The following is a 24,433-nucleotide window of genomic DNA, read 5'->3' on the forward strand; positions in this document are numbered from 1 at the left end:
GGGTGCTACGCAGCTCCGCCCGCGGCGCGCGGGAAGAAGATGACGCGGTCGGCGGCCTGCGGGATCTGGTCGAACCGATGGACCATCTCCGCCTCGCGGCGGCCGCTCTCGGACTCGACCGGGATGGCGGCCCACATGCCCAGCTCCAGCTGCTTGCGGAACTCGGCGACCAGACGCTGCTGATCTTCAGCGACCTCAGGGTCACCTTCGGCGATCAGCTGCTCGCCGTATCCCGGACGCATCCGCAGGAACTTCATGGCCGCATTATGTCACGTGCGCTGAGGTGCTCTTTAGGGTCGGTCGCGCCAAGCTGACGCGCCGTCAGCCCGCGGACGGAGATGTTCAGGACGTCGACGGGGCCCGCTCCCGCGCCGATTCCGCGCAGGCCGTGCTTGACGGCGTCCGATGCGGCCTCCCTCGCCCGACGGGCTGCGTCAAGTGGCGTTGCGCCCAGCGCGAGATGGGCTGCCAGCGTGCTCGAGTGGGTACAGCCCGACCCATGCGCAGCCCCATCCGGGTGTTTCTCACCGGTCAGCGTGTGGATCTCCGTGCCGTCGTAGAAAACGTCGACGAGCTCGTCGCGGTGACCTCCGGTTATGACGACATGGGCCGGACCGAGCGCGTGAAGCCCCCGCGCGAGGTCGGCGACGTCGTCGCTCGGGTCGCCCCCGCGCGCCCACGCCGCGGTGTCGCGCGGCCCCTCGCCGGCCAGCACGCGCGCCTCCGGCAGGTTCGGCGTGATCACGGTCGCGCGCGGGAGCAGGTGCTCGACGATTGCCTGCCGCGCCTCGTCGTCCAGGAGGACCGCACCGCTCTCGGAGACCATCACCGGGTCGATCACGATCGGGACGTCCCCCACGAGCTCCAGCGCCTCGGCGACCGCGCGCACCGTGATCGCGGTGCCGAGCATCCCGATCTTCACGGCGTCGACGCCGATGTCCGCCTGCACCGCCCGGACCTGCTCGACGATGAACTCCGGCGGGACGGGGTGGATGCCGGTCACGCCGACCGTGTTCTGCGCGGTCAGCGCCGTGATGGCCGTCATCCCGTGCACGCCCGCGTGCGCGAACGCCTTCAGGTCCGCCTGGATGCCGGCGCCGCCGCCGGAGTCCGAGCCGGCGATCGAGAGGACTGCGGGTGGGGCCATGCGGCTCAGGTTAGGCGGTCCAATCCCCCTGGCCCGCGTGTAAGGGGTACGCGGGTTGACGTTCTGTCAAGGTGGGGCGCCTGATGCCCACCGACGAGCTTGCGGCCGACTACCCGGTGGCGGAGGGCTGCTTCGACGAGGCGTTCGACGCCGACGGCACCTTGCGCGCGCCCTCGCGCGCGGGTGTGGAAGCGGTGCTCCGCGCGGGCGCCGCGGACCTGCCGGGCAAGATCGGCCGGTCGCTGCGCCGCGCGGGCGTGCGCTTCTCCTCCGTCGAGGGCGACCTCGAGTTTTACGTGGACCCCGTGCCGCGCGTGATCACCGCCGCCGAGTGGGAGCCCGTCAAGCGCGGCCTGGCCCAGCGCGTCCGCGCGCTGAACGCGTTCGTCGCCGACGTCTACGGCGAGCAGCGGATCGTCGCCGAGGGCGTCGTCCCGTCGTCGGTCATCTCGAGCGCCGAGTACTTCGAGCCCGCCCTGCGCGGACTCCGGCCCCCGGGGAACGTGTGGATCGGCGTGGCCGGGCTGGACCTCGTGCGCGACGCCGACGGCGAGTGGCTCGTCCTGGAGGACAACGTCCGCACGCCGTCGGGCTTCGCCTACCTGCACGCGACCCGCCACGCGCTGCTCGAGCACATCGACGTGCCGCCGAGCGCGACGCCGCGGTCGCTGGACGGAGAAGTCGACCTGCTCGCGGACACCCTGCGCGTCGTCGCCCCCGAGGGGGTGCGCGGTCGCCGTGCCCCGGGTGCCGCACTGCTCACCGACGGCCAGCACAACTCCGCCTACTGGGAGCACCAGTGGCTGGCCCGCCAGCTCGGCATCCCGCTGGTCGAGCCCCACGAGCTCGAGGTGCGCGCGGACGGCTACCTGTGGCTCAAGGCCCGCGGCCTACGCGAGCCCCGCCGGATCGACGTGCTCTACCGACGCACCAACGCCGACCGCGTGGACTCCGACATCGGGCGGTTGTTGATCGACCCCGTTCGCCGCGGCGTGCTCGGCCTCGTCAACCAGTACGGCACCGGCGTCGCCGACGACAAGCTCACCCACGCCTACGTCGAGGACATGATCCGCTTCTACGTCGGCGAGGAGCCGGTCCTCCGCTCCGTCCCGACCTACGACCTCTCCCAGCCCGACCAGCTCGAAGCGGCGCTGGACGTCTTCGACGAGCTCGTCCTCAAGCCCCGCGCCGGCCACGGCGGCGTCGGCGTCCTCATCTCCCCCCGCGCCTCCCGCGAGGAGATCGAAGCCACCCGCAAGGCCGTCCTCGCCCGCCCGGACGACTGGATCGCCCAGCGCATGGTCATGCTCTCCACGCATCCGACCGTCGTCGAAGGCGGCCGCCTCGCGCCCCGCCACATCGACCTCCGTCCGTTCGTCTTCCTCGGCGCCGACTGCGCACCCCGCGTCCTGCCCGGCGGCCTGACCCGCGTGGCGCGCAGCGAAGGCGCGCTGGTCGTCAACTCGTCCCAGAACGGCGGGGCGAAGGACACCTGGGTCCTGCCGTAGCGGCGCTCCCGTCATGCGCCTGGCGCGTGGCGTTCAGCTCGGGTGGCGCGCGCCGGGCTGCGTGCGCGTCGGGGAGCACACCGTCGGGCGCCGGGTGCGCCCAGGCGCGGGCCGCGCGCTCGTCAGCGGTGCGCGTGGTGGCTTTGCTGGGCTCTGCCCAGCAAAGTGACCAGCACCAAGCGAGTGGTCGGTTTCCGCCCCTCACGAGCCGGCGCGTCACGCGCTGAGCGCCACGGCAGCGACGCGGCGAGGGCGTTCAAGCGGCCGCTCGCTCCCACCTCCCCGCGAACCCTCGCCGGACCAGGCCGAGGCGTTCGAGCTCGCCGAGGCCGGAGAGGGCGAAGCGCGCCTCGTCCGCGGTCTCGGCCAGCTCGGACAATGTGCCGTGGCCGTCCTCGACCGCCGCGAGGAGCAGCGCGAGGCGTGGTTCCAGATCCGGGACCGCCGGGCGCCCCGCGGCGCGTGCATCGAATGCGCGGCCCGTGGCGCCGGCGAGCAGCTCGAGCGCGTCGGCGGTGTGGCGGATCAGGGGTGCGCCCGTCTGGATCAGCAGGTGCGTGCCACCGGACAGCCGGGTCGTGACCTGGCCCGGGACGGCCCCGACGGTGCGGCCGAGCTCGGTGGCGAAGTCGGCGGTCGTCAGCGAGCCCGAGCGCTCGGTCGCCTGGACGACGATCGTCACGGCGGACAGCGCGGCGATGATCCGGTTGCGGGCGACGAAGCACCAGCGGTGCGCGTTCGCGCCCGGCGGCATCTCGGAGATCACGGCGCCGCGCTCGGACACCGCGGCGTGCAGGCGGAACCCGCGCGTCGGGTACGCCACGTGCGCGCTGCCCGCGAGCACGCCGACCGTCCGGCCGCGGCCCTCCAGCGCGCCCGCGTGCGCCGCGGAGTCGATGCCCAGCGCGAGGCCCGAGACGACCGTGACGTCGGCTGCCGACAGCCCGCGGCCGATGGTGCGGGCGACGTCCAGGCCGTACGCCGAGGCGCGGCGGGCGCCGACCACGCCCACGCCCTCGTCATCCGCGAGCACCTGCGGGTCACCCAGCACGTGCAGCACGGCCGGCGGGTCGGCGAGGTCGCGCAGGGAGTCCGGATACTCGTCGCGGCATCGGCACACCGTGGTGAGCCGCAGCGCGCTCGCCCGTGCCCGGGCGGCCGGCGCGTCGAAGTCCGCGTAGCGGCGGGTCACGTGGTCCGAGGCGCCGATCTCCAGCAGCTCGTCGTCGGGCAACGCCAGGACCCGGCCCGGTGCGGACCGCTGCTTGAACTCGATCTGGAGCCGGCCGGCGATGGCGGCGATCAGGTCGGTGCGGCGGAGGCAGTCGTCGCACGCGGTCATGCCGCCTCCGCGAGTGGTGGTGAGTCGTCGAGGCGGAGGCTCGCGGCGATGCTGACGTGCTCCGGGCCGACGGGGTCGGAGGCGTCGAGATCCGCGACCGTGCGGGCCACCCGCAGGATGCGGGTGTGACCGCGCGCCGAGAGGCTGTGGCGGTCGTAGAGCTCCGACAGCAGGCGCAGCGCGCTCGGCGTGATCTCGCCGAGCTCGCGGATCTGCCGCGACGTGAGCTGGGCGTTGCACGTCTCGGGCTCCCCGCTCAGCCGCTGCTCCTGGCGCTCGCGGGCGGCGACGACCCGTTCCCGAACCGTCGCCGACGACGGCGCCGCCTGGCGGCGCAACGCCTCCGCCGGTGGCCGCTCGACGCGCATCAGGATGTCTATGCGGTCCAGCAGCGGACCGGACAGCCGGCGACGATGCCGCGCGAGGTCCGCCTGCGTGCACGTGCAGCGCGAGCCGCCGAGGCCGCACGGGCACGGGTTGGACGCGGCGACGAGCATGAACCGCGTCGGGAAGGCCATGACCTGCTGGCCACGCACGATCGTGACGTTGCCGTCCTCGAGCGGCTGGCGCAGCGCTTCGAGGCTCGGACGCGCGAACTCCGACAGCTCATCCAAGAAGAGCACGCCGCGGTGTGCCAGGGTCGCTTCACCCGGTTGCGGCGGGTTGGACCCGCCGACGAGGCCGGCCGCCGAGATCGTGTGGTGGGGCGCGCGGAAGGGACGCTCACGGACCAGGCCGGCCGCGCCCCGCAGGCCGGCGATCGACTGGATGCGCGTGACCTCGATCGCCTCCTCCGGGCTGAGCGGCGGCAGGATCGACGGCAGGCGCCGCGCGATCATCGTCTTGCCCGTTCCCGGCGGCCCCTGCAAGAACAGGTTGTGCCCCCCGGCCGCAGCCACCTCGAGGCCGAGGATGAGCCCGTTGTGGCCGCGCACATCGGCAAGATCCGGGATCTCCTCTGCCACCTCGACCAGTTCGGCCGGAAGGCCGGCGGGCACTTCGTCGCCCCGCAGGGTCGCGACCAGCTCGGTGAGCGACTCGACCCCGACGATCTCGACGTCCGGCACGAGCGCCGCCTCGCGCGCCCGCGCACGCGGCAGCACGAGTCGCTTGAGCTCGTGGCGCCGTGTGGCTTCCGCGACGGCGAGGGCGCCGCGCACCGGGCGCACCTCACCGGTCAGCGACAGCTCGCCCACGATCGCCGCCGACTCGACGGCGTCCGCCTCGAGCTGGCCGGAGGCGACGAGGACGGCGACAGCGAGCGGCAGGTCGAACGCCGGGCCGACCTTGCGCAGGTACGCCGGCGCGAGGTTGACCGTGATCCGGCGTAGCGGGAACTCGTACCCGGAGTTGGTCAGCGCGGCCCGGACGCGCTCACGGGCTTCGCGCACGGCCTTGTCGGCCAGCCCGACGACGGTGAAGGCCGGCAGGCCCAGCCGGATGTCGGCCTCGACCCAGACGCGCCGTGCGTCCACGCCCTCGACGGCGAAGGTGATCACACGGGCGAGCATCAGAACGCCGCCTCCAGATGGTCCAGGCGGATGAGGGCACCTCGTGTGTCGACGAGGACCGCGACGCCGTCGAAGCGCAGCGCGGCGCCGAACGGCCGCTCCGGAGCTTCGGTGAGCCAGGCGATCGCCATCCGGCGCACCTTCGACTGCTTGACGAAGTGGAGGTTCTCCCAGGGCTCGCGGCCGTCTGAGCGGCGGGTCTTGACCTCGGCGAACACCAGCGTCCGGCCGTCGTAGGCGACGAGGTCGAGCTCGCCGAAGCGTGTGCGGTGGTTGCGGGCGAGCACCTCGAAGCCGAGGTGCTCGAAGTGTGCGGCCGCGTGCTCCTCGCCCTGCTGGCCCGCGGTATGCCGGACGTCGGTCATGACCGGCGACGCTATGGCCGAAGGCCGTTACGGCTCTACGCGCAAATGTGACTTAAGTGCAGCGTCTTTGCCAATTAAGTGGCGAGCAGTGCCGCCAGGTCCGTCGGATGCGTGAGCATCGCGTCATGCGGTCCATCGAAGTCGACCACGTCCCAGCCCGCTGTATCGCGCAGCCGGCTGGCGAAGCCCGAGAAGCTGCCGGTCAGCGGGCCGGCCGTGCAACGCACGTACTGCCGCGCGAGCGGCGGGGCGTCCGGTGCCGACAACGGCTCAGTCAGCGTGGCCAGCGGCTGGGGCGAGAGCCGGTCGGAGACCCAGTCCGCGCGGTCCGATCCGATGCCGAGCACCTCGGGCGCCGGCGGAAGCACCACGCCGCCCGAGGTCGCCTCCTCGTACCACCTGCGCCGGGCCGGGACGAGCAGGTCGAACATCGACTGGCCGTCCTCGGCCATCATCCCGTCGACGTAGACCAGCCGCGCGATCCGCGCGTGCGCGCGAGCGGCCGCACCGGTGACGACCAACCCCCCGTAGGAATGCCCGACGAGCACCACCTCGCGCAGGTCCGCGAAGTACAGGAGCCCGGCGAGCTCGTCGACGTGTGCGGACAACGTCGCCGACGCCGCGAGCCCACGCCGCTCGGCCAGCCCGGACGACGTCGGCGTGAGCACGTCGTGCCCGGCGAAGGCGAGCTCGGTCGCGACGTCACGCCAGCACCAACCGCCGTGCCACGCGCCATGGACGAGAACGAAGGTGGCCATCGCCCGAGAGGAAACCAGGTCGCGCCGGACGACGGGCTGCAGAGGCCGCGCGGCGCGCGACGGTGGCTAGGACAGCGCGAGCTGCTGGTAGGCCATCGACTGGAACGACATGCGGTGCAGGGGCGAGACGCCGAGCTTCTCGATCGCCGCGCGGTGCTCGGGGGTGGAGTAGCCGACGTGGGCACCGAACTCCCAGCCCGGGTACTGCTGCTCCATGCGCTGCATGAAGCGGTCCCGGGTGACCTTGGCGATGACCGAGGCCGCGGCGATGGCGGCCGAGGTGGCGTCGCCGCCGACCACGTGGCGCTGCTCGAAGCCCGTCGGTGGGACGGGAAAGCCGTCGCTCAGGCAGATGCCACCGTCCACGCCGACGCGGCGGAGGCAATCGGATAGGGCGGCGAGGTTGGTCTTGTGGAGGCCGCGCTCGTCGATGCCGCGGACGCAGCGGGAGGTGACCGAGACGCGTGCGGCCGCGCGCAGCACGCGCGGGTAGAGCAGCTCGCGCATCTCGAGGGAGTGCTGCTTGGAGTCGTTCAGCGCGCTCAGGGAGCGGCGGTCCGACAGCGAGAGGGACTCGTAGTCGAAGAGCACGGCCGCGGCGACCAGCGGGCCGGCCAGGCAGCCGCGGCCCGCCTCGTCGGCGCCCGCCACGAACCGGTAGCCCAGCTCGCGGTCGAACTTGAACAGGCGCGAGCCCGAGGGCTTCTTAGAGGAGGCCGATGCGGCCCGGCGGCCAGTAGGTCGCGAAGGCTTGGCCGATGATCCACTTCTCGGGGACGGGTCCCCAGAAGCGGCTGTCGTCAGAGGAGCCACGGTTGTCGCCCATCATGAAGTAGTGGTCGGCTGGAATCTTGATCTCGGTCGGGAACTCGCACGCGTCCTCGGGCTGGCAGGGCCGAGCGAAGTCCTCGGTCTGACGCTTGCCGTTGAGGATCACGTGCCCGTCCTCGATCGAGATCCGGTCACCCGGGCCGGCGACGACGCGCTTGATGAAGTTCACGTCCGCGCGGTCCTTGGTGGGCGCGTCACAGGGCGACCCGGCGGGCGGGGCGCCGGAGCCACACGTGTTGGTGGTGGCGCCCGCGGGCGGGTGGAAGACCACGATGTCTCCCACCGACGGGTGAGTGAACCGCTCGCCGATCCGGTTGACGAGCACGCGCTGCCCGACGGTCAACGTCGGGACCATGGACTCGCTGGGAATCCGGTAGGGCTTGACCAGGAAGGCCTGGATGCCCAGGGCCAAGCCCAGGGCAACCGCCACGATCAAGACCAGCTCGACGAGCGACCCGGAGGTCGAGGACGACCCCTTCTTGGCCGCCACGTCTCGGGCTCCTAGCTCTGCGTCTCTTCGGTCGTCGCCGACTCAGCGTCGGCCGACGCCTGCGTCTCAGCGACCTCGGCCTCGGCGAGCGCCTGCTCGTCGACGGCCTCACCGGGGACTTCGGCGTCGACCGCCGCAGCGGTCTCCGCCGACGGGTCGTACAGCACGCCGCGCTGGACGATCTCCTCCGGACCGGTGTACCGGCGCTCGCGGACGCGGGCACGCTTGCCCACACGGCCGCGGAGGTAGTACAGCTTCGCGCGCCGGACGTCGCCGCGAGCGGCAACCTCGATCTTCTCGATCTTCGGCGAGTGGATCGGGAACGTGCGCTCCACGCCGACGCCGAAGGACTGCTTGCGAACCGTGAAGGTCTCGCGCACCCCCTCGCCCTGGCGCTTGATCACAACGCCCTCGAAGACCTGCGTACGGCGACGCGAGCCCTCGATGACCTGGAAGTGGACCTTGACGCGGTCACCCGGCGCGAAGCGGGGGACGCGGCGCAGCTGAGTGCGCTCGAGAGTGTCGATAACAGTGCTCATGGCTAAAAATTCCCTCGGGCGAACGGTGCTCTCGGGCGACGGGTCATGGTAGCGGACGCTCGGCGCGCGCTCTGGATTGCGCCCGTCGCCACTCCTCGACGCGAGCATGATGACCAGATAGCAGGACGTCCGGAACCGCCCAGCCGCGCCAGTCCGCCGGGCGCGTGTAGTGCGGGTACTCGGGGGCGCCTTCGAGCGCCTCCGAGTAGGACTCCTCGACGGCCGACAGGTCGTCGCCGAGGACGCCCGGAAGCTTGCGCAGCACGGTGTCGAGCACGACCATCGCGGCCAGCTCGCCGCCGGCCAGCACGTAGCGGCCGATCGACACCTGATCGCTGACGAAGTGCTCGAGGATGCGCTCGTCGAAGCCCTCGTAGCGGCCGCACAGCAGGGTGATCTCCTCCTCCCCCGCCAGCTCGGTCGCCAACGCGTCGTCCAGCAGGCGCCCCGACGGGGTCAACGCGATCACGCGACGGTGTGACCGCAACTCGACCGGGTCCTCGTCGTAGCGCGCCCGCAGCGCGGCCTCCATCGTGTCGACGCGCAGGACCATGCCCGCGCCGCCGCCGAACGGCGTGTCGTCGACCTGGCCCCACTTGAGCGGCGTCGTCTCCCGGAAGTCGATCGCCTCGACCGAGTGCCCGAGCGCGTACGCGTTCTCCACGTGCCGCTGCGTCCGGAACCACTCGAACCACTGCGGGAACAGCGTGAAGACGTCAGCCCTCACCGAGGAACTCCAGGTCGATGTCGATCCGGCGCGCCTCGAGGTCGATCGACCGCACGCAGTCGCGCACGAGCGGCACGAGCAGCTCGGAGCCGTCCACGCGGTCCACCTCGAGCACCTCGACCGACGGCAGCGCGGTCATCCGCCGCACGACCCCGACCTCGACCGCGCCGCTGACCACCGCGCAGCCCTCCAGGTCGGACGCCCAGAACTCGCCCTCCTCGAGCATGGAGTCCTCACGCGGGATCGTCAGCTCCTGGCCGCGCAACGCTTCCGCGTCCTCGCGCGTGCTGGAGCCTTCGAGCCGCAGGATCGGCTTCTCAGAAGTTCCGGCGCGGCGCGTGATGCGCCGACCGGAGACGATGCCGCCTGACGCCGGAAGCTCCGGCGCCGGGTCGACCACGTAGAAAGAACCGTCGAGTCCGTGCGGTCGGCCGACGCGGCCGACCGTCAACTGCTCACTCAACGATGTCGATGAGGACGCGGCGGTTGTCCTTGACCGCGGCGGCCTTCACGACCGTCCGCAGCGCCTGGGCGGTACGCCCTCCGCGGCCGATGACCTGACCGTAGTCGTCATCGTCCACGGACAACTCGAGGACCAGCGTCCCGTCGTCCTCCTCGAACTCGTCGACCTGGACCTTCTCAGGGTGGTCGACCAGCAACCGCGCGAGGTACTCGAGCAGCTCGCGCACAGGCGTGATCTAGGAGATGCCCTGGATCTTCATGAGCTTCTGAACCGGCTCAGAGGGCTGGGCGCCCTTGCTGATCCAGTACCGAACCCGCTCCTCGTCGAGCACGACCGTGGACGGCTCGGTCTGCGGGTTGTAGCGGCCGATGGTCTCGATGAACCGGCCGTCCCGCGGGGAACGGCGATCGGCGACGACCACCCGCCACTGGGGATCTTTTTTCCCGCCAACGCGGGTGAGTCGCATGCTGACTGCCATATCGGGCGAGCAGGATAGCGTGTCGGGCTCGGAAGTCAGGTCGGATGATCGGGTGGGGCGGAGGGGATGTCCCCCTGCTTCACCTTTGCCGCATGATCTGGCCGAGATCGGGCATCTTGCCCTGCTGGATCCCGCGCATCAGCTTGCGCATCTGGTCGAACTGCTTGACGAGCTGGTTGACCTGCTGGACCGTCGTTCCAGAGCCCTTGGCGATGCGCAGGCGGCGCGAGCCCTTGATCAGCTCGGGGTGCCGGCGCTCGTACGGCGTCATCGAGAGGATCATCGCCTCGACGCGGTCGAGCTCCTTCTCGTCGACGTTCATCTTCGACAGCTGATGGCCCGCCAGGCCCGGGATCATGCCCAGGAGCGACGTGAGCGGCCCCATGCGCCGGATCTTCTTGAGCTGGTCCAGGAAGTCCTCGAGCGTGAACTGGTTCTTCCTGAGCTTGCGCTCGAGCTCCTTGGCCTCGTCCTGGTCGACCTGCTGCTCGGCGCGCTCGATGAACGACAGGACGTCGCCCATGCCGAGGATGCGCTGCGCCATCCGGTCGGGGTGGAACTTCTCGAAGTCGCCCAGCTTCTCGCCGGTGGAAGCGAACAGGATCGGCTTGCCCGTGACGGCCTTGACGCTCAGAGCCGCGCCGCCGCGCGCATCGCCGTCCAGCTTGGACAGGATCACGCCGTCGAAGGCCGCCACCTCGCCGAACTGCTCGGCGACGTTGACCGCGTCCTGGCCGGTCATCGCGTCGACGACGAGCAGCACCGTGTGCGGCTTGACGCGCTTCTTGATGTTGGCCAGCTCTTCCATCAGCGCCTGGTCCACGTGCAGGCGGCCGCTGGTGTCCACGATCAGGACGTCCTTGCCGTCCCGCTTGGCCTGGTCCAGCGCCCAGCCGGCGATGTCCACCGGGTCCGCATCCGTGCCGCGCTCGTAGACCGTGGCGCCCGCCTGGGCGCCGACCTTGATCAGCTGGTCCACAGCCGCCGGGCGGTACACGTCGCAGGCCGCGACGGCCACGGACGAGTTGTTCTGCTCCTTGAGCATCTTCGCCAGCTTGGCCGTGGCGGTCGTCTTGCCCGAGCCCTGCAGGCCGGCCATGAGGATCACGGTCGGCGGCCGCGGCGAGAACGTCACGCCCGCGGACTGGCCGCCCATCAGGGCGGTCAACTCCTCGTTGACGATCTTGATCACCTGCTGCCCGGGGTTGAGCTGCTTGGTGATCTCGATCCCGAGCGCGCGTTCCTTGACCGCGCTCGTGAACTGCTTGACGACCTTGAAGTTGACGTCGGCCTCGAGGAGCGCGAGGCGGATCTCGCGCATCGCCTTGTTGATGTCGTCCTCGGTCAGCGACCCGCGCTGCCGGACGCCGGACAGCGTCCCTTGAAGCTTCTCCGAGAGCGAATCGAACATGGTGTGAGACTGTACCCGCCGTGGAGCTCGATCTTCTCGTCATCGGCTCGGGTCCGGGCGGCCAGCGCGCCGCCATCCAAGCAGCCAAGCTCGGCAAGCGTGTCGCCGTCGCCGAGCGTCGCAACCGCCTCGGCGGTGTCTCGATCCATACCGGGACCATCCCTTCCAAGACCTTGCGCCAGGCCACCCTGGAGCAGCTCGCCACGCGCGCGCTGGACGTGCTCGACCCGACGCGGGTCGAGGAGACCGAGCAGGAGGCCCTGCAGCAGCTGCTCGACCGCGCCGCCGCCGTGGTGGCCGCCGAGACCGCGATCACCCGCGAGCAGTTCCGGCGCAACCGCGTCGGGCTGCTGCCGGGCGCCGCGTCGTTCCTGGACGCCAACACGGTGCGGATCGAAGGCAGCGACGAGCCCGTGCGGGCTCAGAACATCGTCATCGCGGTCGGCACGCGGCCGGCCCGGCCGAGCACGGTCGCGTTCGACGACCGCACGATCATCGACTCCGACGGCCTGCTCAAGCTCGCCCAGCGCGTGCCGCGCACGATGACCGTCGTCGGCGCGGGCGTGATCGGCGTCGAGTACGCGTCGATGTTCGGCGCGCTGGGCACCAAGGTCACGGTCGTCGACCAGCGCGACCGCGTGCTCACATTCCTCGACGGCGAGATCGGCGAGGCGTTCCAGTACCTCCTGCGCCGCCGCAACGTCACCTTCCGGCTGCGCGAGAAGGTCGACGGCGTGGACGCGCTGCCCGGGCGCGGCGCGCGGCTCAGGCTCGCCTCCGGCAAGGAGATCGTCAGCGAGACCGTGCTCTACGCGACCGGCCGCCAGGGCGACACCGACGTGCTCGGCCTCGACAAGGCCGGCCTGGAGGCCGACAAGCGCGGACGGATCCAGGTCGACGAGAGCTACCGCACCGCGGTCCCGCACATCTACGCCGTCGGCGACTGCGCGGGCGGCGCCGGGCTCGCCGCCACCGCGATGGAGCAGGGCCGGATCGCCGCGCTGAACGCGTTCGGGCGCCCGGTCAACCAGCTCCCCCAGCTGATCCCGACCGGCGTCTACGCGGTCCCGGAGCTGGCCCAGGTCGGCAAGACCGAGGAGGAGCTCACGGACGCGTCCGTGCCCTACGTGTGCGGGATCGCGCGCTGGAGCGAGCTCGCCCGCGGCGTCATCTCCGGCGACCGCGAGGGGATGCTCAAGCTGCTCGTCTCGCCCGAGACCCGCGCCGTGCTCGGCGTGCACGTCCTCGGCAGCGGTGCCACCGACCTCGTCCATATCGGGCAGGCCGTGATGGCCTCCGGTGACGAGGGCCTGGACTTCCTCGTCACGGCAGTCTTCAACTACCCGACGTTCGCCGAGTCCTACAAGGTCGCCGCCCTCGACGCGGACAACCGCATCAAGGGCATGGCGGCCTTCGACCGGGGCTAGGCGGCCGGCGCCGGGGGCGGCGGCGGGATCTCGCGCGGCGCCGGCGGGGTCCCGACACCGGCGTTCGTCGCGCTCTCGGCCTCCTCCGTCGCCGCGGCGGCGGCGCGGGCGGCGTCCTCGGCGTCCTTGCGCGCGCGCTCGTCGATCTCGTCCATCGACGTCGCCCCGGCCGGCTTCTTCGGCTTGGTGGCGCCCGCGAACTGCTCCGTCAGGCTCGACACGGCGGACGTGAACTCGGACGGGATGATCCAGATCTTGTTCGCGTCGCCCTGCGCGAGCTGCGGGAGGGTCTGCAGGTACTGGTACTGCAGCAGCGCCTGGTCCGGCGCGCCCTCGTGGATCGCGTTGAAGACGGTCTCGATCGCCTTCGCCTCGCCCTCGGCCTTGAGGATCGCGGCGGTACGGGCGCCCTCGGCGCGGAGCACGGCGGACTGCTTCTCGCCTTCGGCGGTGAGGATCTGGGACTGCTTGACGCCCTCGGCGGTGAGGATCGTCGCGCGGCGGTCACGCTCGGCGCGCATCTGCTTCTCCATCGCCTCCTGCACCGTCCGCGGCGGCTCGACCGACTTGAGCTCGACGCGCCCGACGCGGATGCCCCAGCGGCCCGTCGCCTCGTCGAGCACGGCGCGCAGCTGGCTGTTGACGCTGTCACGCGAGGTCAGCGTCTCCTCCAGCGTCATGCCGCCGATCACGTTGCGGAGCGTGGTGACGGTCAGCTGCTCGATCGCCTGCAGCGGGTTCGCGACCTCGTAGGTGGCCGCCCGCGCGTCGGTGACGGTGAAGTAGATGACCGTGTCGATGCCGACGACGAGGTTATCCTCGGTGATCACGGGCTGCGGCGGGAAGGACACCACCTGCTCGCGCAGGTCGATCAGCGGCTTCACGCGGTCGATGAACGGGACGATCAGCGTCAGCCCCGGGTCCAACGTGCGGCTGTAGCGGCCGAGCCGCTCGACGATCCCCGCGCGCGCCTGCGGCACGATCCGCACGCCCGACGCCGCGACGATGAACAAGAACACGATCAGCACGATCAGGACGATCAGTCCTGCGGTCATGCGGTGTACCCCCTCTTACTCGCTCACGAGCGCCGTTGCGCCCCGGATCTCGAGCACGTGCACCTTGGTGCCCGGCTCGATGATGGCGTCGTCGTCATAGGCGCGCGCCGTCCAGATCTCGCCGTCGAGCTTCACGCACCCGACGCCTTCATCGTTGGCGATGCGCTCCATGACGATCGCCGTCTGCCCCACCAGCGCCGCGGTCCCCATCTTCAGCGCCCGGCCCTTCTGGTGCGAGCGCGCCAGCGGCCGCAGCGCGGCCAGCAGGACGAGCGACACGACCAGGAAGGCGGCCGCTTCGATGGTGGTGCCCGCGTCGAACGCGGCCAGGATCGCGGCCACGGCCGCCCCGCCGGCGAACGGGGCCAGGAAGAAGCCCAGCGTGGCGATCTCGCCCACGGCGAGCACCACCGCGATGATCAGCCAGATCGCCCAGGAATCCACTGGTTCGATCCTATCTCGCAATCGGGAGGCGAGCATGGGGAGCCCGCCCCACGCTCATGCCGTCAGCAGCGCTCGCGCGAAGTCGTCGGGGTCGAACGGGCGCAGGTCCTCGAGCTGCTCGCCGATGCCGATCAGCTTCACGGGGATGTTGAGCTCGTTGGCGATCGCGAGCGCAATGCCACCCTTGGCCGTCCCGTCGAGCTTGGTGAGGATGATCCCGGTCACGTCGACCGCCTCGCCGAACAGCTTCGCCTGGCGCACGCCGTTCTGGCCCGTGGTGGCGTCGACGGTCATCAGCGTCTCGTGCGGCGCGTCCGGCATCTGCTTGGTGATCACGCGCCGGACCTTGGCGAGCTCCTCCATCAGGTTCGTCTGCGTGTGCAGGCGGCCGGCGGTGTCGATGATGATCACGTCGGCGCCGCGCTCACGGCCGCGGGCGATCGCCTCGAAGGCGACGGAGCCGGGATCGGAGCCCTCCGGGCCCTTGACCACGTCCACCCCGGCGCGCTCGCCCCAGCGCTCGAGCTGCTCGACGGCGGCGGCGCGGAAGGTGTCCGCGGCGCCGACGACGACCGTGAGGCCGAGCGTGTTCTTCAGGTGCCAGGACAGCTTGCCGATCGTGGTCGTCTTGCCGGTGCCGTTGACGCCGACGACGAGGATCACCGTCGGGCTCGGCCGCAGGTCGATCTTGTCGTCGCCGGTGCGGGCGAGCTGGGCGAGCATCTCGGCCAGGCGGTTGGACAGCGCCTCGCCGCCGACGAGGTTGCCCTCCTCGGCCTCGCGTTCGAGCTCCTCGACGACCTGGGCGGTCGTGCGCGCGCCGACGTCGGCGTAGATCAGCGCCTCCTCGAGGCGCTCCCACGTCTCCTCGTCGAGGTCGCCCTCGAACAGCGTCGCCTGCACCTCGGCGGCGAGGGCCTCGCGCGTCTTGCGCATGTTCTCGCGCAGCCGCTTGAAGAAGCCGCGACGCTTCTCCTCGCGCTCGGGCTCGGCGGGCACCTCGGCGGGCGCCTGGTCGAGGAGGAAGAGGTCGTACCAGTCTCTGGCCATGCGGATCGGCAGGATACGAGGCGGGCGCGCTCCGGTCTGCGCCAGGTATCCTCAACCAGGCAATGCCCGCTCTTGTAGAAGCTCGTGAATCGCTGAGTTACTGGGAGAATCGGCTGCACACGCTGCCTCGGCGCTCGGTGCGCGCGCGGCGTGAGGCCCGCGAGATGGCAGAGCGCTGGCGGGCGCGCGTGATGGAGGCCGAGCGGGCCGAGTACGGCGCCGGCTTCCTCGGCGCGGTGTTCCAGCTGATGGCCGAGAAGCGCCTGCCGACGCAGACGTCGCGTCAGATCGTGCGGGTCGGCAAGGGCGCGGCGCTCGTCGCCGCGACGACGGTCGCGCTCATGACGCTGATCGCCGTGCTGCTGTTCGTCGCGCTGCTGGTGCTGATCTTCTAGTAGCCCGCTGAAGCATCGACGGCGCGCCGGAAGCTTCAGTGGGCCTCGACGTGCTCGGCCACGTTGATGACGTGGCCGCCCGGTGCTCTGACGAAGAAGCGGCGGATGCCCCACGGCTCGTCCGTCAGCGGGTAGACGATCTCGAGGCCGTCGCGCTGCGCTCGCTCGTAGAGCGCCGTCGCGTCCTCGACCTCGACCGAGACGTGCGCGTCCTTGATGCCGCGGTCCTGGCCCTCGACCTTGAGGTCGGCGATCGTGATCTGCGCCGTCGGGTTGCTCGGTGAGCGGAACATCTTGAAGCCGGGCTCGTCCATCGCGGGCTCGAAGCCGAGGAAGTCGGCGAAGAAGGACTTCGCGGCCTCGGCGTCCTCGACGACGAGGTTCGGGACGGCGCGGCGGATGGTCACTTGTGCACGCCGACGAGGCCGACGCCACCCGTGATGCCGCTGCACCCGATGCAGCCGACGCAGCCCGTGCAGTTCACGCAGCCGACGCACGCGACGCAACCGCTGCAGCCGACGTTGCCAAGCCCGCCGACGATGCCCGCGGAGCCGATGATCCCCGCCGACAGCGCGACGCCGGCGCTGCCGATGACCGCGGCCGAGCCGGTGACCCCCGCCGAGCCGGCGACGGCGGCGGAGCCCGTGACGGCGGCGCTGCCGACGACCGCGGCCGCACCCACCACACCCGCGGAGCCGACCACGCCCGCCGCGCCGATCACGCCCGCCGATCCGACGACGCCGACCGACCCGTCCACGGCGACGGACTTGTAGACGTGGTGCGAGCCGACGAGGACCGTGGAGGCCTGCTCGGCGGTGCCGTCGCCGTTCTCGATCGTGTGGCTCATGCCGCGGCTTCCTCCTCGACCGGCTTCGGGAGCTTGCGGGAGATGACCTTGGAGACGCCGTTGCCCGCCATCGACACACCGTACAGGGCGTCGGCGGCCTCCATCGTGCGCTTCTGGTGGGTGACGACGATGAACTGCGCGCGGTCGCTGAAACCGCGCAGGACCTGCAGGAAGCGGTCGATGTTGAGGTCGTCGAGCGCGGCTTCGACCTCGTCGAGGATGTAGAACGGGCTCGGCTTCGCGAGGAACACGGCGAACAGGAACGCGAGCGACGTCATCGTCTTCTCGCCGCCGGAGAGCAGCGTCAGGCGCTTCGTCGACTTGCCCGCCGGCGTGATCTCGATCTCGACGCCGAGCTTGTCCTCCGGGGTCTCGCCGTCGGCGTCCTCGGGCTCGTCCACCTCGGCGGCGGGCTGCTCGGGGTCCACGCCGCCGAGGACGGGCCGCGGGCCGGCGTCCTCACGGACGAGCCGCAGCGCGCCGCGGCCGCCCGGGAACAGGTGGCCGACGACCTCCTCGAAGTTCTTCGCGGCCGCCGTGAAGGTCTCCTCGAAGGCCTCCTTGATCCGGCGGTCGGTGTCCTTGATCAGCTGCGCGAGCTCGCGCATCGCGGTCTCGAGGTCCTCGCGCTGCGTCTCGAGCTCCTCGACGTGCGCGAGCGCCTCCTTGTACTCCGCCTGCGCGAGCGGGTTGACCGGCCCGAGCTGCTCGCGCCGGCGCTGCAGGCGCTCGATCGTCTTGCTCAGGTGCGCGCGCTCGTCCTCGCCGAGCGCCTCCTCGGACGGCTCCGGCTCCAGCCCGAGCTTCTCGGCGAGGCGCACGAGCTCGGCCTCGACGTCCTCCGCGTGGTCGCGTGCTCGCTGCGCCTGGACCTCGCCGCGCGTGACCGTCTCGCCGCGCTCCCGGAGCCGCGCGTGCACGCGGGACTCCTCCGCGGCGCACTCACGCAGCTCCTTCGCGAGCTGCTCGCCCGCGGCCTTGTCGGCGTTGAGCTCGGCCTCGAGCGCCTCGACCCGGTTGGCGACCGCACCCTGCACGGACTTCAGCGCGGCTGCGAAGCGCTCGGCGACCGGCTTGAGCTGCCGGTCGCGCTCCAGGCGGCGCTCCTCGTGCTCGAGCCGGCGGGCTCGCTCCGCGCGTTCGCGGTCGGCACGCTCCTTGAGCCGCCGCTCCGTGGCGATCTGCGACTCGACCTGCGCCTTGCGGTCGGCGCTCGGCCCCTCGTCGGGCGCGGACCGCCGCTGCTGGATGACCCAGCGCGCGTGGCGCTCGGCCTCGGCGGCCTCGTCGCGCTCGCGGGCGGCGGCGCGCGCCTCGCGATCGATGCCCTCGCGCGCGGCGTCGGCCGCAGCGACCGTCGTCTGCGCCTCCTCGACCGCGGCCAGCGCGGCCCGCTCGGCCCGCGCGGCCTCGTCGACCTGCCCGACGAGCGCGTCGCGCCGGTTGCGCTCCTTGAGCACGCGGTCGTGGCCGCCGGGCGAGACCTGCCGCAGCTCGCGCGTCCGCGGCGACCACACGCGCCCGTCCTTGGTGACCGCGATGCCGTCGAAGTCGGCGCGGACGGCCGCGACGTCGTCGACGACCCACACGTCCGCGAGGATGGCCGCCGCCAGCGCGCGGACGGGCTCGTCGCCGCCGGCCTGCACGTGCGCGGAGAGGGGCTCGGCACCGTCGGCGGGCGGCGAGGCCGCGGCGCCGGTGGCCGCGCCGAGCACGTCCGCGGGCGTGGCACCCTCGGGCACGATCAGCGCGGCCGCGCCGTCCTTGCCGCCCTTGGACAGGAGCTTCGCGCCCGACTCGAGGTCCAGCGCCACGCCGGCGCGCAGGCGCGGGCCGAGCGCGGCGGAGAGCGCGAGCTCGTACCCCGGGGCGGCCGTGAGCGTGTCGGCGAGCGCCTTCGCGCCGCCCGGGGCGCCGGCGTTCGCACGCAGGAACTGGTTGACCTTGGCGAGCTCGGCGCCGATCCGCGCCGACTCGCGGCGGGCCTTCTCGGCGGCGACGTCCAGCTCCCGGCGTGCGCGGCGGGCGGCTTCGGCCGCGGCTTCGCCCTCGGAGCGGCGGGCCGCCGCGGCCTGGGCGACCGCCGTCTTCTCGGCGAGCGCCGCCGTCGCCGCCTCGCGGCCGGTCTCGAGCTCGGCCAGCTCGCGCTCGAGGCGCACGCGGTGGTCCTCGGCCAGCGCCGTGAGCTCCGCCTGCAGCCCGGCGATGCGCTCCTCGGTGCCGTCGTCGCCGGTGTCGGCCTTGATCTCGGCGCGCAGCGCGGCGATGCCGCCTTCGCGGCGCTTGCTGCGCTCGTCGAGCTCGCCGATCAGCCGCTGCGCCGCGTCCAGCCGCATGCCGATCCGCTCACCGGACGACCGCGCCGAGTAGAACCGGGACGACAGCGTCTCGCGCTCGCTGCCGCGCGAGGACAGCGCCTCCTCGGCCTTCTGGCGGCGCGCGCCGACGGCCTTGTACTCCTCTTCGGCGGCCGCGGCGGCCGCGCGGGCCTCGCCCACGGCGGTCTCGGCCTCGACCAGCCCCGCCCGCGCGCCGCGCGCGTTGTCGCGGGCCAGCGTCCAGCGTGCCTCGTCGCTCTGGCGCTCGATCCGCTCGTGCAGCTCCGCGGCCTCGGCCTGGCGCTTCAACGGCTTCAGGCGTGACCGCGCCTCGCGCTCCACGTCCAGCGCCCGGTCCAGGTTGTCCTGGGTGCGCTCGAGCTTGAGCTGCGCCTTGCGGCGGCGCTTGCGGTGCTTGCCGAGGCCCGCCGCCTCCTCGATCAGCATCCGCCGGTCCTTGGGCTTGGACGTGACGATCTCCATCACGCGCCCCTGGGAGACGACGGAGTGCATCTCCTTGCCCATGCCGGTGTCCGAGAGGATCTCGATCACGTCGGTGAGGCGGCACTTGGCGCCGTTGATGCGGTACTCGCCGTCGCCGGCCCGGTTCAGCCGGCGGGTGATCGAGATCTCGCCCGCGGGCAGGTCCACCCGGCCGGACGCGTTGTCCAGGACGACCTCGACCTCGGCCTCCGAGCGCGACTTCACGCCGTGCGCCCCGGCGAAGATCACGTCCTGCATCGACTGGCCGCGCACCGCGACCGGCGACTGCTCCCCGAGCGCCCACAGCACGGCGTCCGTGATGTTGGACTTGCCGGACCCGTTCGGCCCGACGATCACCGACACCCCCGGGGCGAAGGTCAGCCGCGTCCGGTCCGGGAACGACTTGAAGCCCCGCAGGGTGATCGAGCTCAGGTGCACTAGACCCCGCCCATGGACTCCAACGCCGATTCGGCAGCGGCCTGCTCGGCGTCCTTCTTGGACCGCCCGCTGCCGCGCGCGAGCTCCGCACCGTCCACCATCGCGGCCACCTCGAAGGTGCGCTCGTGTGGCGGCCCCTCCTCGGACGCGACCTCGTACACGACGACCGTGCCACGCCGCGCGAGCTGCTCCTGCAAGGCGCTCTTGAAGTCGGCCGGGTGGGCCAGCGCGCGCTCGATCTCCGGCTGGAACGCCTCCACCACCGCGTCGGCCACGTCGATGTAGCCGAACTCGAGGTAGCACGCCCCGATCACGGCCTCGATCACCGACGCGAGCACGCGCTCCGTGCGGGCGAGCTGCTCGGTCGCGGGACCGGCGAACTCCGGCGGCGCCGCGTTCTTGAGCCGCTCCGGGATGCCCAGCCGCTCGGCCACGTCACGACACGAGCGGCCCGAGACCGCCTGCGCGCGGACCTTCGTGAGCCGGCCGGCGCCGAACGCGTCGGGCTCCAGCCGCGGGTACAGGTGCGTCGTCACGGCCAGCCCCAGGACGGAGTCGCCGAGGAACGCGAGCCGCTCGTAGGAGTCCGAGCGCTTCTCCGTCCACGACGAGTGCGTGACCGACTGCCGCGCCAGGTCGGGCGGCAGCGCCTCGAGCATGTCGTGCAGCTGTTGCAGCGGCTCAGGAAGGTCGGTGGGCAAGGACGAAGTCGATGGCCTGGCGCACGGTGTGGATGCGCGCGGCCTCCTCGTCGGACATCTTCACGCCGTACTGGTCCTCCAGCTCCTGCACGAGCGTGTAGAGGTCCAGCGAGTCCGCCGACAGGTCCTCGCGGAAGTGCGTGTCTTCCGTGATGGACTCCGGGTCGTCGAGCTGCAGCTCGTCGGCCAGGTGCTCGCGGATCAGGGTGAGGACTTGCTCGCGGGTCATGGCTGGTCCGGCAAGCTAGCGACCGCCTCGGACGCCGTCTTGCGCAAGGCCCCGGCTTCGGCCAGGCGGGCGTAGGTCCGGCCGGCGACATCTTCCCGCACGCTGCGGGCGGCGACCTCGATCGCGCGGGTGAACCCACGCGCCCCGAACGACCCGTGCGGGACCACCCCGACGTGCCGCAGGCCGAGCAGCACGGCACCGCCCTGCTCCTCGGGGTCGATCTCGCTCCGCAGCCCGCGCAACGCCGGGCGCAGCAGGATCCCGCCGAGCTTGGAGCGCCACGAGGACATCGCGGCCGAGCGCACCGCGCCCAGCAGCGCGGCCGACGTCCCCTCCATCACCTTCAGCGCCACGTTGCCGGTGAAGCCGTCGGCGACGATCACGTCGGCGGCGCCGCTGCCGATCGCGAAGCCCTCGACGTTGCCGACGAAGTTCAGGCCGGTGCTCGTGGCCAGCGACTCGTGCGCCGCGACCACCGTGTCGGTGCCCTTGCTCGCCTCCGTCCCGTTCGCGAGCAGCGCGACGCGCGGCGCCGACACGCCGTGGACGGCCTCCATGAACGCCGCGCCCATGTGCGCGAACTGGACGAGCATCTCGGGGCGGACCTCGACGTTCGCGCCCGCGTCGAGCAGCAGGAACGGCTTGCCCGGGACCGGGATCATCAGCGCGAGCGCGGGCCGGTGCACACCGGCGACGCGCTTGAAGCCGAACAACGAGGCGGCGAGCGCCGCGCCGGTCGAGCCGCCGCTGACGAGCGCATCGGCGTCGCCGGACGTGACCGCGGCGACGGCGCGCACGATCGACGAGTCGGGCGTGCCGCGCACGGCCCGGGCGGGGTCGGCCTCCTTGGCGATGGACACGGGTGCGTCCACGACGGAGACGTGCGCCGGCAGGTTGCCGCCGATCGCGGCGGCCGGGCCGAACAGGATCACGCGCACGCCCTGGGCGAGCGCGGCACCGCGGGCGACTTCAGCGGGGCCGAGATCGGCCCCGTTGACATCAACCGCGACGGTGACTGAGCGGCTAGTGCTCGTGATCGTGATCGTGGGCGTCGTGCATGTGCACGACTTCGCGACCGCCGTAGAACCCGCAGTTCGGGCACACGCGGTGCGGGCGACGGGGCTGTCGGCACTGCGGGCAGTCGTTGACCGCGGGCGCCGTGATCTTGTGCTGCGCCCGACGCTGCGAGGTGCGCGCGTGCGACTGCTTTTGCTTAGGGACGGCCATGACGGCGGGGAAGGATAGCGACCTCGCGGAGCGAGTCGGGAGTTCCCGCCCGGGCGCGCACCCGCACACGACCCCGTGGAACTCCCCGAAGCATCGCCCCCTGGGCGATGCGACTTAGTCGAACTTCAGCTCGGACAGCTTCGCCCAGCGCGGGTCGGGCTCGGCCTCGTGCGCGTGGTCGGGGTCCTCGTTGAGGTTCGCGCCGCACTTGGGGCACAGGCCCGCGCAGTCCGGGCGGCACTTGATCTGGGCCGGCAGCGCCAGCGCGAGGGCGTCCCGCGCCCAGCCCGCCACGTCCAGCTCCTCACCCATGTAGGGCGACAGCAGGTCGGCGTCGCCCGCCCCCGGCTGGTGGACCTCATAGGAGTCGACGTCGAACGTGGGCGACGCCGGGTCCAGGCAGCGCATGCACGGCCCGTCGACCTGCGCCGCGAACCGCATCCGCAGCGCCCAGCCGTCACCCGTCGTGCGGGAGATGTCCAGGCGCAGCGGGACCAGCTCCGGCTGGACCCCGTAGGTCGACCCGCCGTATTCGAAAGGCTCGACGTGGACCTCGAGATCCACTCGACGGCCTTCGCCGGAGGTGAGCCCGAGGCGTCCGATGTCGTAGGAGTCCGTGCGCTGCGCCATGCCTCTTACAGTAGTTCTCGCTTGAGGACCTTCCCGGTGGACGTCCGCGGCAGCTCGTCGACGAACTCCACGTCGCGCGGCTGCTTGTAGCCGGCCAGGTTCTCCTTGACGTACCGGCGGACCTCGTCCTCGGTGATCTCGCCGCGCTTGACGATCACGGCCTTCAGGCGCTGGCCGTACTGCTCGTCGTCGACGCCGAAGACCGCGGCCTCGACGATCGCCTCGTGGCCGTGGAGCAGGTCCTCGACCTCCGCGGGGAAGACGTTCTCGCCGCCGCTGACGATCATGTCGTCGTCGCGGCCGTCGATGAACAGGCGGCCCTGCTCGTCGAAGTGGCCGACGTCGCCGGAGGACAGCAGGCCGTCGATCTCGTCCTTGTTGCCCCCGCCCGTGTAGCCCTCGAACTGGACGTCGTTGCCGACGAAGATGCGGCCCGTCTCCCCCTGCGGGAGCGGCTGGCCGTCCTCGCCGTAGATCTTCACGACGGACCCGCGCGGCGGGCGGCCCGCGGTGCCCGGCGCCTCCCGCAGGTCCCGCGGCGTGGCGATCGTCGCCCACGCCACCTCGGTCGAGCCGTAGAGGTTGTAGAGGTTCTCGCCGAAGTGGTCCATCCACTTGCCGGAGACCGCGCCGGGGAGCGCGGAGCCGGAGACGGGCACCGCCCGGACCTTGCTCAGGTCGTAGCGGTTGAGGACCTCGTCGTCGAGCTCGAGGATCCGCTGGATCATCACCGGGACCACCACCAGCGCCTGGCAGCCGTGCTGGGCGGTCAGCGAGAGCGTCGACTCCTCGTCGAACTTGCGCTGGAGCACGACCGTGGTGGCGAGGCTGATGCTCAGGGCCCACTGCGCGAAGCCCCACGCGTGGAACAGCGGCGCGGCGATCATCGTCTTCTCGCGCGCCTTGAGCGGGATCACGGACAGCAGCGCGGCGATCGGGTCGATCGACTTCGGCATCGAGCGGGACGCGCCCTTCGGCGTGCCGGTGGTGCCGGAGGTCAGGATGATCGCGCGCCCTTGCTCATCCGGCGCGCTCAGCGACGACGGGTCGCCGCGGTCGATCGCGTCCTCGAGCAGCGGGTCCTCGGTCTTGCCGTCGTGCCAGGCGACGTAGCGCTTGCGGCCCTTGGCGGCGTCGGCCAGGACCTCGGCGAACTCCTCGTCATAGACGATCGCCTTCGGCTGCTCGCGCTCGGCGACGTCGGTGAGCTGCGGGCCGCTGAACGCGGTGTTCATGAACAGGGCGTTCGCGCCGAGCTTCGAGCACGCGACCATCGCGTCGATCCAGCCGCGGTGGTTGCGGCACATGATCGCGACCCCGTCGCCCTCGCCGATGCCGTCGGCGGCGAACGTGTGGGCGAGCGCGTTCGTGCGCTCGTCGACCTGCTTGAAGGTGAGCGTGCCGAGCTCGTCGATGATCGCCGGCTCGTTCGGGAACTTCTTGGCCGCGCCGATGTAGCCCGCCGCGGGCGTGGTGCCGAACCGGAGCAGCGCCGCGACCGTGTGCCAGAGGTGGTCTGGCCGCTCCGGGTGGACGATCCCCGCGCGGGTGAGCGTCACGAGCGTCTGGAGCTTGGTCTGGGCCTGCGTGGCGAGCTGGCTCGGCTTCGGGATCAAGGC

The 24,433-nt window shown here is 71.9% G+C and carries 28 protein-coding genes and 1 pseudogene; 3 read left to right on the forward strand and 26 right to left on the reverse strand.

Features of this window, described 5'->3' with window-relative positions; genetic code table 11:
- Positions 1-5 precede the first annotated feature (5 nt).
- Together C8N24_RS29315 and thiD are read right to left on the reverse strand one after the other, a co-directional pair.
- Entirely contained in the window at positions 6-257 is a 252-nt protein-coding gene (locus C8N24_RS29315; protein WP_121256944.1) for a hypothetical protein, read from the reverse strand.
- Positions 254-1,147 (reverse strand): bifunctional hydroxymethylpyrimidine kinase/phosphomethylpyrimidine kinase, encoded by an 894-nt coding sequence (thiD, locus tag C8N24_RS29320; RefSeq protein WP_121256946.1) that lies wholly within the window; start codon positions 1,145-1,147, stop codon positions 254-256. The genes C8N24_RS29315 and thiD overlap by 4 nt, the downstream gene beginning before the upstream one ends.
- A gap of 83 nt (positions 1,148-1,230) precedes the next feature.
- Between thiD and C8N24_RS29325 the strand changes: the two genes are divergently transcribed.
- The gene (locus tag C8N24_RS29325) at positions 1,231-2,655 is read left to right on the forward strand and encodes a circularly permuted type 2 ATP-grasp protein (protein ID WP_121256948.1); all 1,425 of its coding nucleotides are present in this window, start codon (positions 1,231-1,233) and stop codon (positions 2,653-2,655) included.
- Positions 2,656-2,911: 256 nt separating this feature from the next.
- On the opposite strand, the gene dprA is transcribed toward C8N24_RS29325, so the two are convergent.
- The 12 genes and pseudogenes from dprA to ffh form a co-directional block, all read right to left on the reverse strand.
- Positions 2,912-3,997, reverse strand: a complete 1,086-nt coding sequence (gene dprA, locus C8N24_RS29330; RefSeq protein ID WP_121256950.1) for a DNA-processing protein DprA — start codon at positions 3,995-3,997, stop codon at positions 2,912-2,914.
- Complete coding sequence (locus C8N24_RS29335; RefSeq protein ID WP_121256952.1) at positions 3,994-5,508, reverse strand: YifB family Mg chelatase-like AAA ATPase; 1,515 nt, start codon at positions 5,506-5,508, stop codon at positions 3,994-3,996. The genes dprA and C8N24_RS29335 overlap by 4 nt, the downstream gene beginning before the upstream one ends.
- On the reverse strand, positions 5,508-5,873 hold the full coding sequence (locus C8N24_RS29340) for a YraN family protein (RefSeq protein ID WP_121256954.1): 366 nt from the start codon (positions 5,871-5,873) through the stop codon (positions 5,508-5,510). The genes C8N24_RS29335 and C8N24_RS29340 overlap by 1 nt, the downstream gene beginning before the upstream one ends.
- A 74-nt stretch (positions 5,874-5,947) precedes the next feature.
- The gene (locus C8N24_RS29345; RefSeq protein WP_121256956.1) at positions 5,948-6,631 is read right to left on the reverse strand and encodes an alpha/beta hydrolase; all 684 of its coding nucleotides are present in this window, start codon (positions 6,629-6,631) and stop codon (positions 5,948-5,950) included.
- Between the two features lie 66 nt (positions 6,632-6,697).
- Entirely contained in the window at positions 6,698-7,282 is a 585-nt protein-coding gene (locus C8N24_RS29350) for a ribonuclease HII (RefSeq protein WP_245972009.1), read from the reverse strand.
- Positions 7,283-7,337: 55 nt separating this feature from the next.
- Positions 7,338-7,952: a signal peptidase I gene (gene lepB / locus C8N24_RS29355; protein WP_121256958.1), complete on the reverse strand. Its 615-nt coding sequence runs from the start codon at positions 7,950-7,952 to the stop codon at positions 7,338-7,340.
- A 188-nt stretch (positions 7,953-8,140) separates the two neighbouring features.
- A pseudogene (gene rplS / locus C8N24_RS35200) lies at positions 8,141-8,491 on the reverse strand (50S ribosomal protein L19); the annotation flags it as partial.
- Between the two features lie 43 nt (positions 8,492-8,534).
- Entirely contained in the window at positions 8,535-9,218 is a 684-nt protein-coding gene (gene trmD, locus C8N24_RS29365; RefSeq protein WP_121256962.1) for a tRNA (guanosine(37)-N1)-methyltransferase TrmD, read from the reverse strand.
- Positions 9,208-9,681, reverse strand: a complete 474-nt coding sequence (rimM, locus tag C8N24_RS29370) for a ribosome maturation factor RimM (RefSeq protein WP_121256964.1) — start codon at positions 9,679-9,681, stop codon at positions 9,208-9,210. Before rimM ends, trmD begins: the two co-directional genes overlap by 11 nt.
- Positions 9,674-9,907 carry a KH domain-containing protein gene (locus C8N24_RS29375; RefSeq protein ID WP_121256966.1) on the reverse strand — a complete coding sequence of 78 codons (234 nt, stop codon included), beginning with the start codon at positions 9,905-9,907 and terminating at the stop codon, positions 9,674-9,676. The genes rimM and C8N24_RS29375 overlap by 8 nt, the downstream gene beginning before the upstream one ends.
- 9 nt (positions 9,908-9,916) lie before the next feature.
- Positions 9,917-10,159 (reverse strand): 30S ribosomal protein S16, encoded by a 243-nt coding sequence (gene rpsP / locus C8N24_RS29380; protein WP_121256968.1) that lies wholly within the window; start codon positions 10,157-10,159, stop codon positions 9,917-9,919.
- Positions 10,160-10,238: 79 nt separating this feature from the next.
- Positions 10,239-11,570, reverse strand: a complete 1,332-nt coding sequence (gene ffh, locus C8N24_RS29385) for a signal recognition particle protein (protein WP_121256970.1) — start codon at positions 11,568-11,570, stop codon at positions 10,239-10,241.
- 20 nt (positions 11,571-11,590) lie between these two features.
- On the opposite strand from ffh, the gene sthA reads away from it, so the two are divergent.
- Positions 11,591-12,997, forward strand: coding sequence for a Si-specific NAD(P)(+) transhydrogenase (gene sthA, locus C8N24_RS29390; RefSeq protein WP_121256972.1), 1,407 nt, complete (start codon positions 11,591-11,593; stop codon positions 12,995-12,997).
- Here sthA and C8N24_RS29395 read toward each other — a convergent pair.
- Genes C8N24_RS29395 through ftsY form a run of 3 tightly spaced genes read right to left on the reverse strand, consistent with a single transcriptional unit; the run spans position 12,994 to position 15,546 of the window.
- Positions 12,994-14,052, reverse strand: coding sequence for an SPFH domain-containing protein (locus C8N24_RS29395; RefSeq protein WP_121256974.1), 1,059 nt, complete (start codon positions 14,050-14,052; stop codon positions 12,994-12,996). The genes sthA and C8N24_RS29395 overlap by 4 nt on opposite strands.
- Positions 14,053-14,067: 15 nt before the next feature.
- A complete protein-coding gene (locus C8N24_RS29400; RefSeq protein WP_121256976.1) occupies positions 14,068-14,496 on the reverse strand; it encodes an NfeD family protein in 429 nt (142 codons plus the stop codon).
- A 54-nt stretch (positions 14,497-14,550) separates the two neighbouring features.
- Positions 14,551-15,546: a signal recognition particle-docking protein FtsY gene (ftsY, locus tag C8N24_RS29405; protein WP_121256978.1), complete on the reverse strand. Its 996-nt coding sequence runs from the start codon at positions 15,544-15,546 to the stop codon at positions 14,551-14,553.
- 164 nt (positions 15,547-15,710) lie between these two features.
- Between ftsY and C8N24_RS29410 the strand changes: the two genes are divergently transcribed.
- Positions 15,711-15,941, forward strand: a complete 231-nt coding sequence (locus tag C8N24_RS29410) for a hypothetical protein (RefSeq protein ID WP_147448040.1) — start codon at positions 15,711-15,713, stop codon at positions 15,939-15,941.
- A 35-nt stretch (positions 15,942-15,976) separates the two neighbouring features.
- On the opposite strand, the gene C8N24_RS29415 is transcribed toward C8N24_RS29410, so the two are convergent.
- The 9 genes from C8N24_RS29415 to C8N24_RS29455 all read right to left on the reverse strand — a co-directional run bounded on the left by C8N24_RS29415 (position 15,977) and on the right by C8N24_RS29455 (position 24,430).
- The gene (locus C8N24_RS29415; RefSeq protein WP_121256982.1) at positions 15,977-16,348 is read right to left on the reverse strand and encodes a VOC family protein; all 372 of its coding nucleotides are present in this window, start codon (positions 16,346-16,348) and stop codon (positions 15,977-15,979) included.
- The gene (locus tag C8N24_RS29420; protein ID WP_211340177.1) at positions 16,345-16,788 is read right to left on the reverse strand and encodes a hypothetical protein; all 444 of its coding nucleotides are present in this window, start codon (positions 16,786-16,788) and stop codon (positions 16,345-16,347) included. Before C8N24_RS29420 ends, C8N24_RS29415 begins: the two co-directional genes overlap by 4 nt.
- On the reverse strand, positions 16,785-20,027 hold the full coding sequence (locus tag C8N24_RS29425; protein WP_170179507.1) for a chromosome segregation SMC family protein: 3,243 nt from the start codon (positions 20,025-20,027) through the stop codon (positions 16,785-16,787). The genes C8N24_RS29420 and C8N24_RS29425 overlap by 4 nt, the downstream gene beginning before the upstream one ends.
- Entirely contained in the window at positions 20,027-20,728 is a 702-nt protein-coding gene (locus C8N24_RS29430) for a ribonuclease III family protein (RefSeq protein WP_245972011.1), read from the reverse strand. Before C8N24_RS29430 ends, C8N24_RS29425 begins: the two co-directional genes overlap by 1 nt.
- Positions 20,709-20,957, reverse strand: coding sequence for an acyl carrier protein (locus C8N24_RS29435; RefSeq protein ID WP_121256986.1), 249 nt, complete (start codon positions 20,955-20,957; stop codon positions 20,709-20,711). Before C8N24_RS29435 ends, C8N24_RS29430 begins: the two co-directional genes overlap by 20 nt.
- Complete coding sequence (plsX, locus tag C8N24_RS29440) at positions 20,954-22,000, reverse strand: phosphate acyltransferase PlsX (protein WP_342794810.1); 1,047 nt, start codon at positions 21,998-22,000, stop codon at positions 20,954-20,956. The genes C8N24_RS29435 and plsX overlap by 4 nt, the downstream gene beginning before the upstream one ends.
- Positions 21,981-22,184, reverse strand: coding sequence for a 50S ribosomal protein L32 (gene rpmF / locus C8N24_RS29445; RefSeq protein WP_121256991.1), 204 nt, complete (start codon positions 22,182-22,184; stop codon positions 21,981-21,983). The genes plsX and rpmF overlap by 20 nt, the downstream gene beginning before the upstream one ends.
- 114 nt (positions 22,185-22,298) lie before the next feature.
- Positions 22,299-22,814, reverse strand: coding sequence for a YceD family protein (locus C8N24_RS29450; protein ID WP_121256993.1), 516 nt, complete (start codon positions 22,812-22,814; stop codon positions 22,299-22,301).
- Positions 22,815-22,819: 5 nt separating this feature from the next.
- Complete coding sequence (locus C8N24_RS29455; RefSeq protein WP_245972012.1) at positions 22,820-24,430, reverse strand: acyl-CoA synthetase; 1,611 nt, start codon at positions 24,428-24,430, stop codon at positions 22,820-22,822.
- Positions 24,431-24,433 lie beyond the last annotated feature (3 nt).

The sequence above is a fragment of the Solirubrobacter pauli genome (assembly GCF_003633755.1).
GTDB classification, from domain to species: Bacteria; Actinomycetota; Thermoleophilia; order Solirubrobacterales; family Solirubrobacteraceae; genus Solirubrobacter; species Solirubrobacter pauli.

What these genes read in the sequence shown, in the direction of transcription:
- C8N24_RS29315 (WP_121256944.1), bottom strand. Translation starts at nt 257, where the DNA reads ATGAAGTTCCTGCGGATGCGTCCGGGATACGGCGAGCAGCTGATCGCC.
- thiD (WP_121256946.1), bottom strand. Translation starts at nt 1,147, where the DNA reads ATGGCCCCACCCGCAGTCCTCTCGATCGCCGGCTCGGACTCCGGCGGC.
- C8N24_RS29325 (WP_121256948.1), top strand. Translation starts at nt 1,231, where the DNA reads ATGCCCACCGACGAGCTTGCGGCCGACTACCCGGTGGCGGAGGGCTGC.
- dprA (WP_121256950.1), bottom strand. Translation starts at nt 3,997, where the DNA reads ATGACCGCGTGCGACGACTGCCTCCGCCGCACCGACCTGATCGCCGCC.
- C8N24_RS29335 (WP_121256952.1), bottom strand. Translation starts at nt 5,508, where the DNA reads ATGCTCGCCCGTGTGATCACCTTCGCCGTCGAGGGCGTGGACGCACGG.
- C8N24_RS29340 (WP_121256954.1), bottom strand. Translation starts at nt 5,873, where the DNA reads ATGACCGACGTCCGGCATACCGCGGGCCAGCAGGGCGAGGAGCACGCG.
- C8N24_RS29345 (WP_121256956.1), bottom strand. Translation starts at nt 6,631, where the DNA reads ATGGCCACCTTCGTTCTCGTCCATGGCGCGTGGCACGGCGGTTGGTGC.
- rpsP (WP_121256968.1), bottom strand. Translation starts at nt 10,159, where the DNA reads ATGGCAGTCAGCATGCGACTCACCCGCGTTGGCGGGAAAAAAGATCCC.
- ffh (WP_121256970.1), bottom strand. Translation starts at nt 11,570, where the DNA reads ATGTTCGATTCGCTCTCGGAGAAGCTTCAAGGGACGCTGTCCGGCGTC.
- C8N24_RS29395 (WP_121256974.1), bottom strand. Translation starts at nt 14,052, where the DNA reads ATGACCGCAGGACTGATCGTCCTGATCGTGCTGATCGTGTTCTTGTTC.
- ftsY (WP_121256978.1), bottom strand. Translation starts at nt 15,546, where the DNA reads ATGGCCAGAGACTGGTACGACCTCTTCCTCCTCGACCAGGCGCCCGCC.
- C8N24_RS29410 (WP_147448040.1), top strand. Translation starts at nt 15,711, where the DNA reads ATGGCAGAGCGCTGGCGGGCGCGCGTGATGGAGGCCGAGCGGGCCGAG.
- C8N24_RS29420 (WP_211340177.1), bottom strand. Translation starts at nt 16,788, where the DNA reads ATGAGCCACACGATCGAGAACGGCGACGGCACCGCCGAGCAGGCCTCC.
- C8N24_RS29435 (WP_121256986.1), bottom strand. Translation starts at nt 20,957, where the DNA reads ATGACCCGCGAGCAAGTCCTCACCCTGATCCGCGAGCACCTGGCCGAC.
- rpmF (WP_121256991.1), bottom strand. Translation starts at nt 22,184, where the DNA reads ATGGCCGTCCCTAAGCAAAAGCAGTCGCACGCGCGCACCTCGCAGCGT.
- C8N24_RS29450 (WP_121256993.1), bottom strand. Translation starts at nt 22,814, where the DNA reads ATGGCGCAGCGCACGGACTCCTACGACATCGGACGCCTCGGGCTCACC.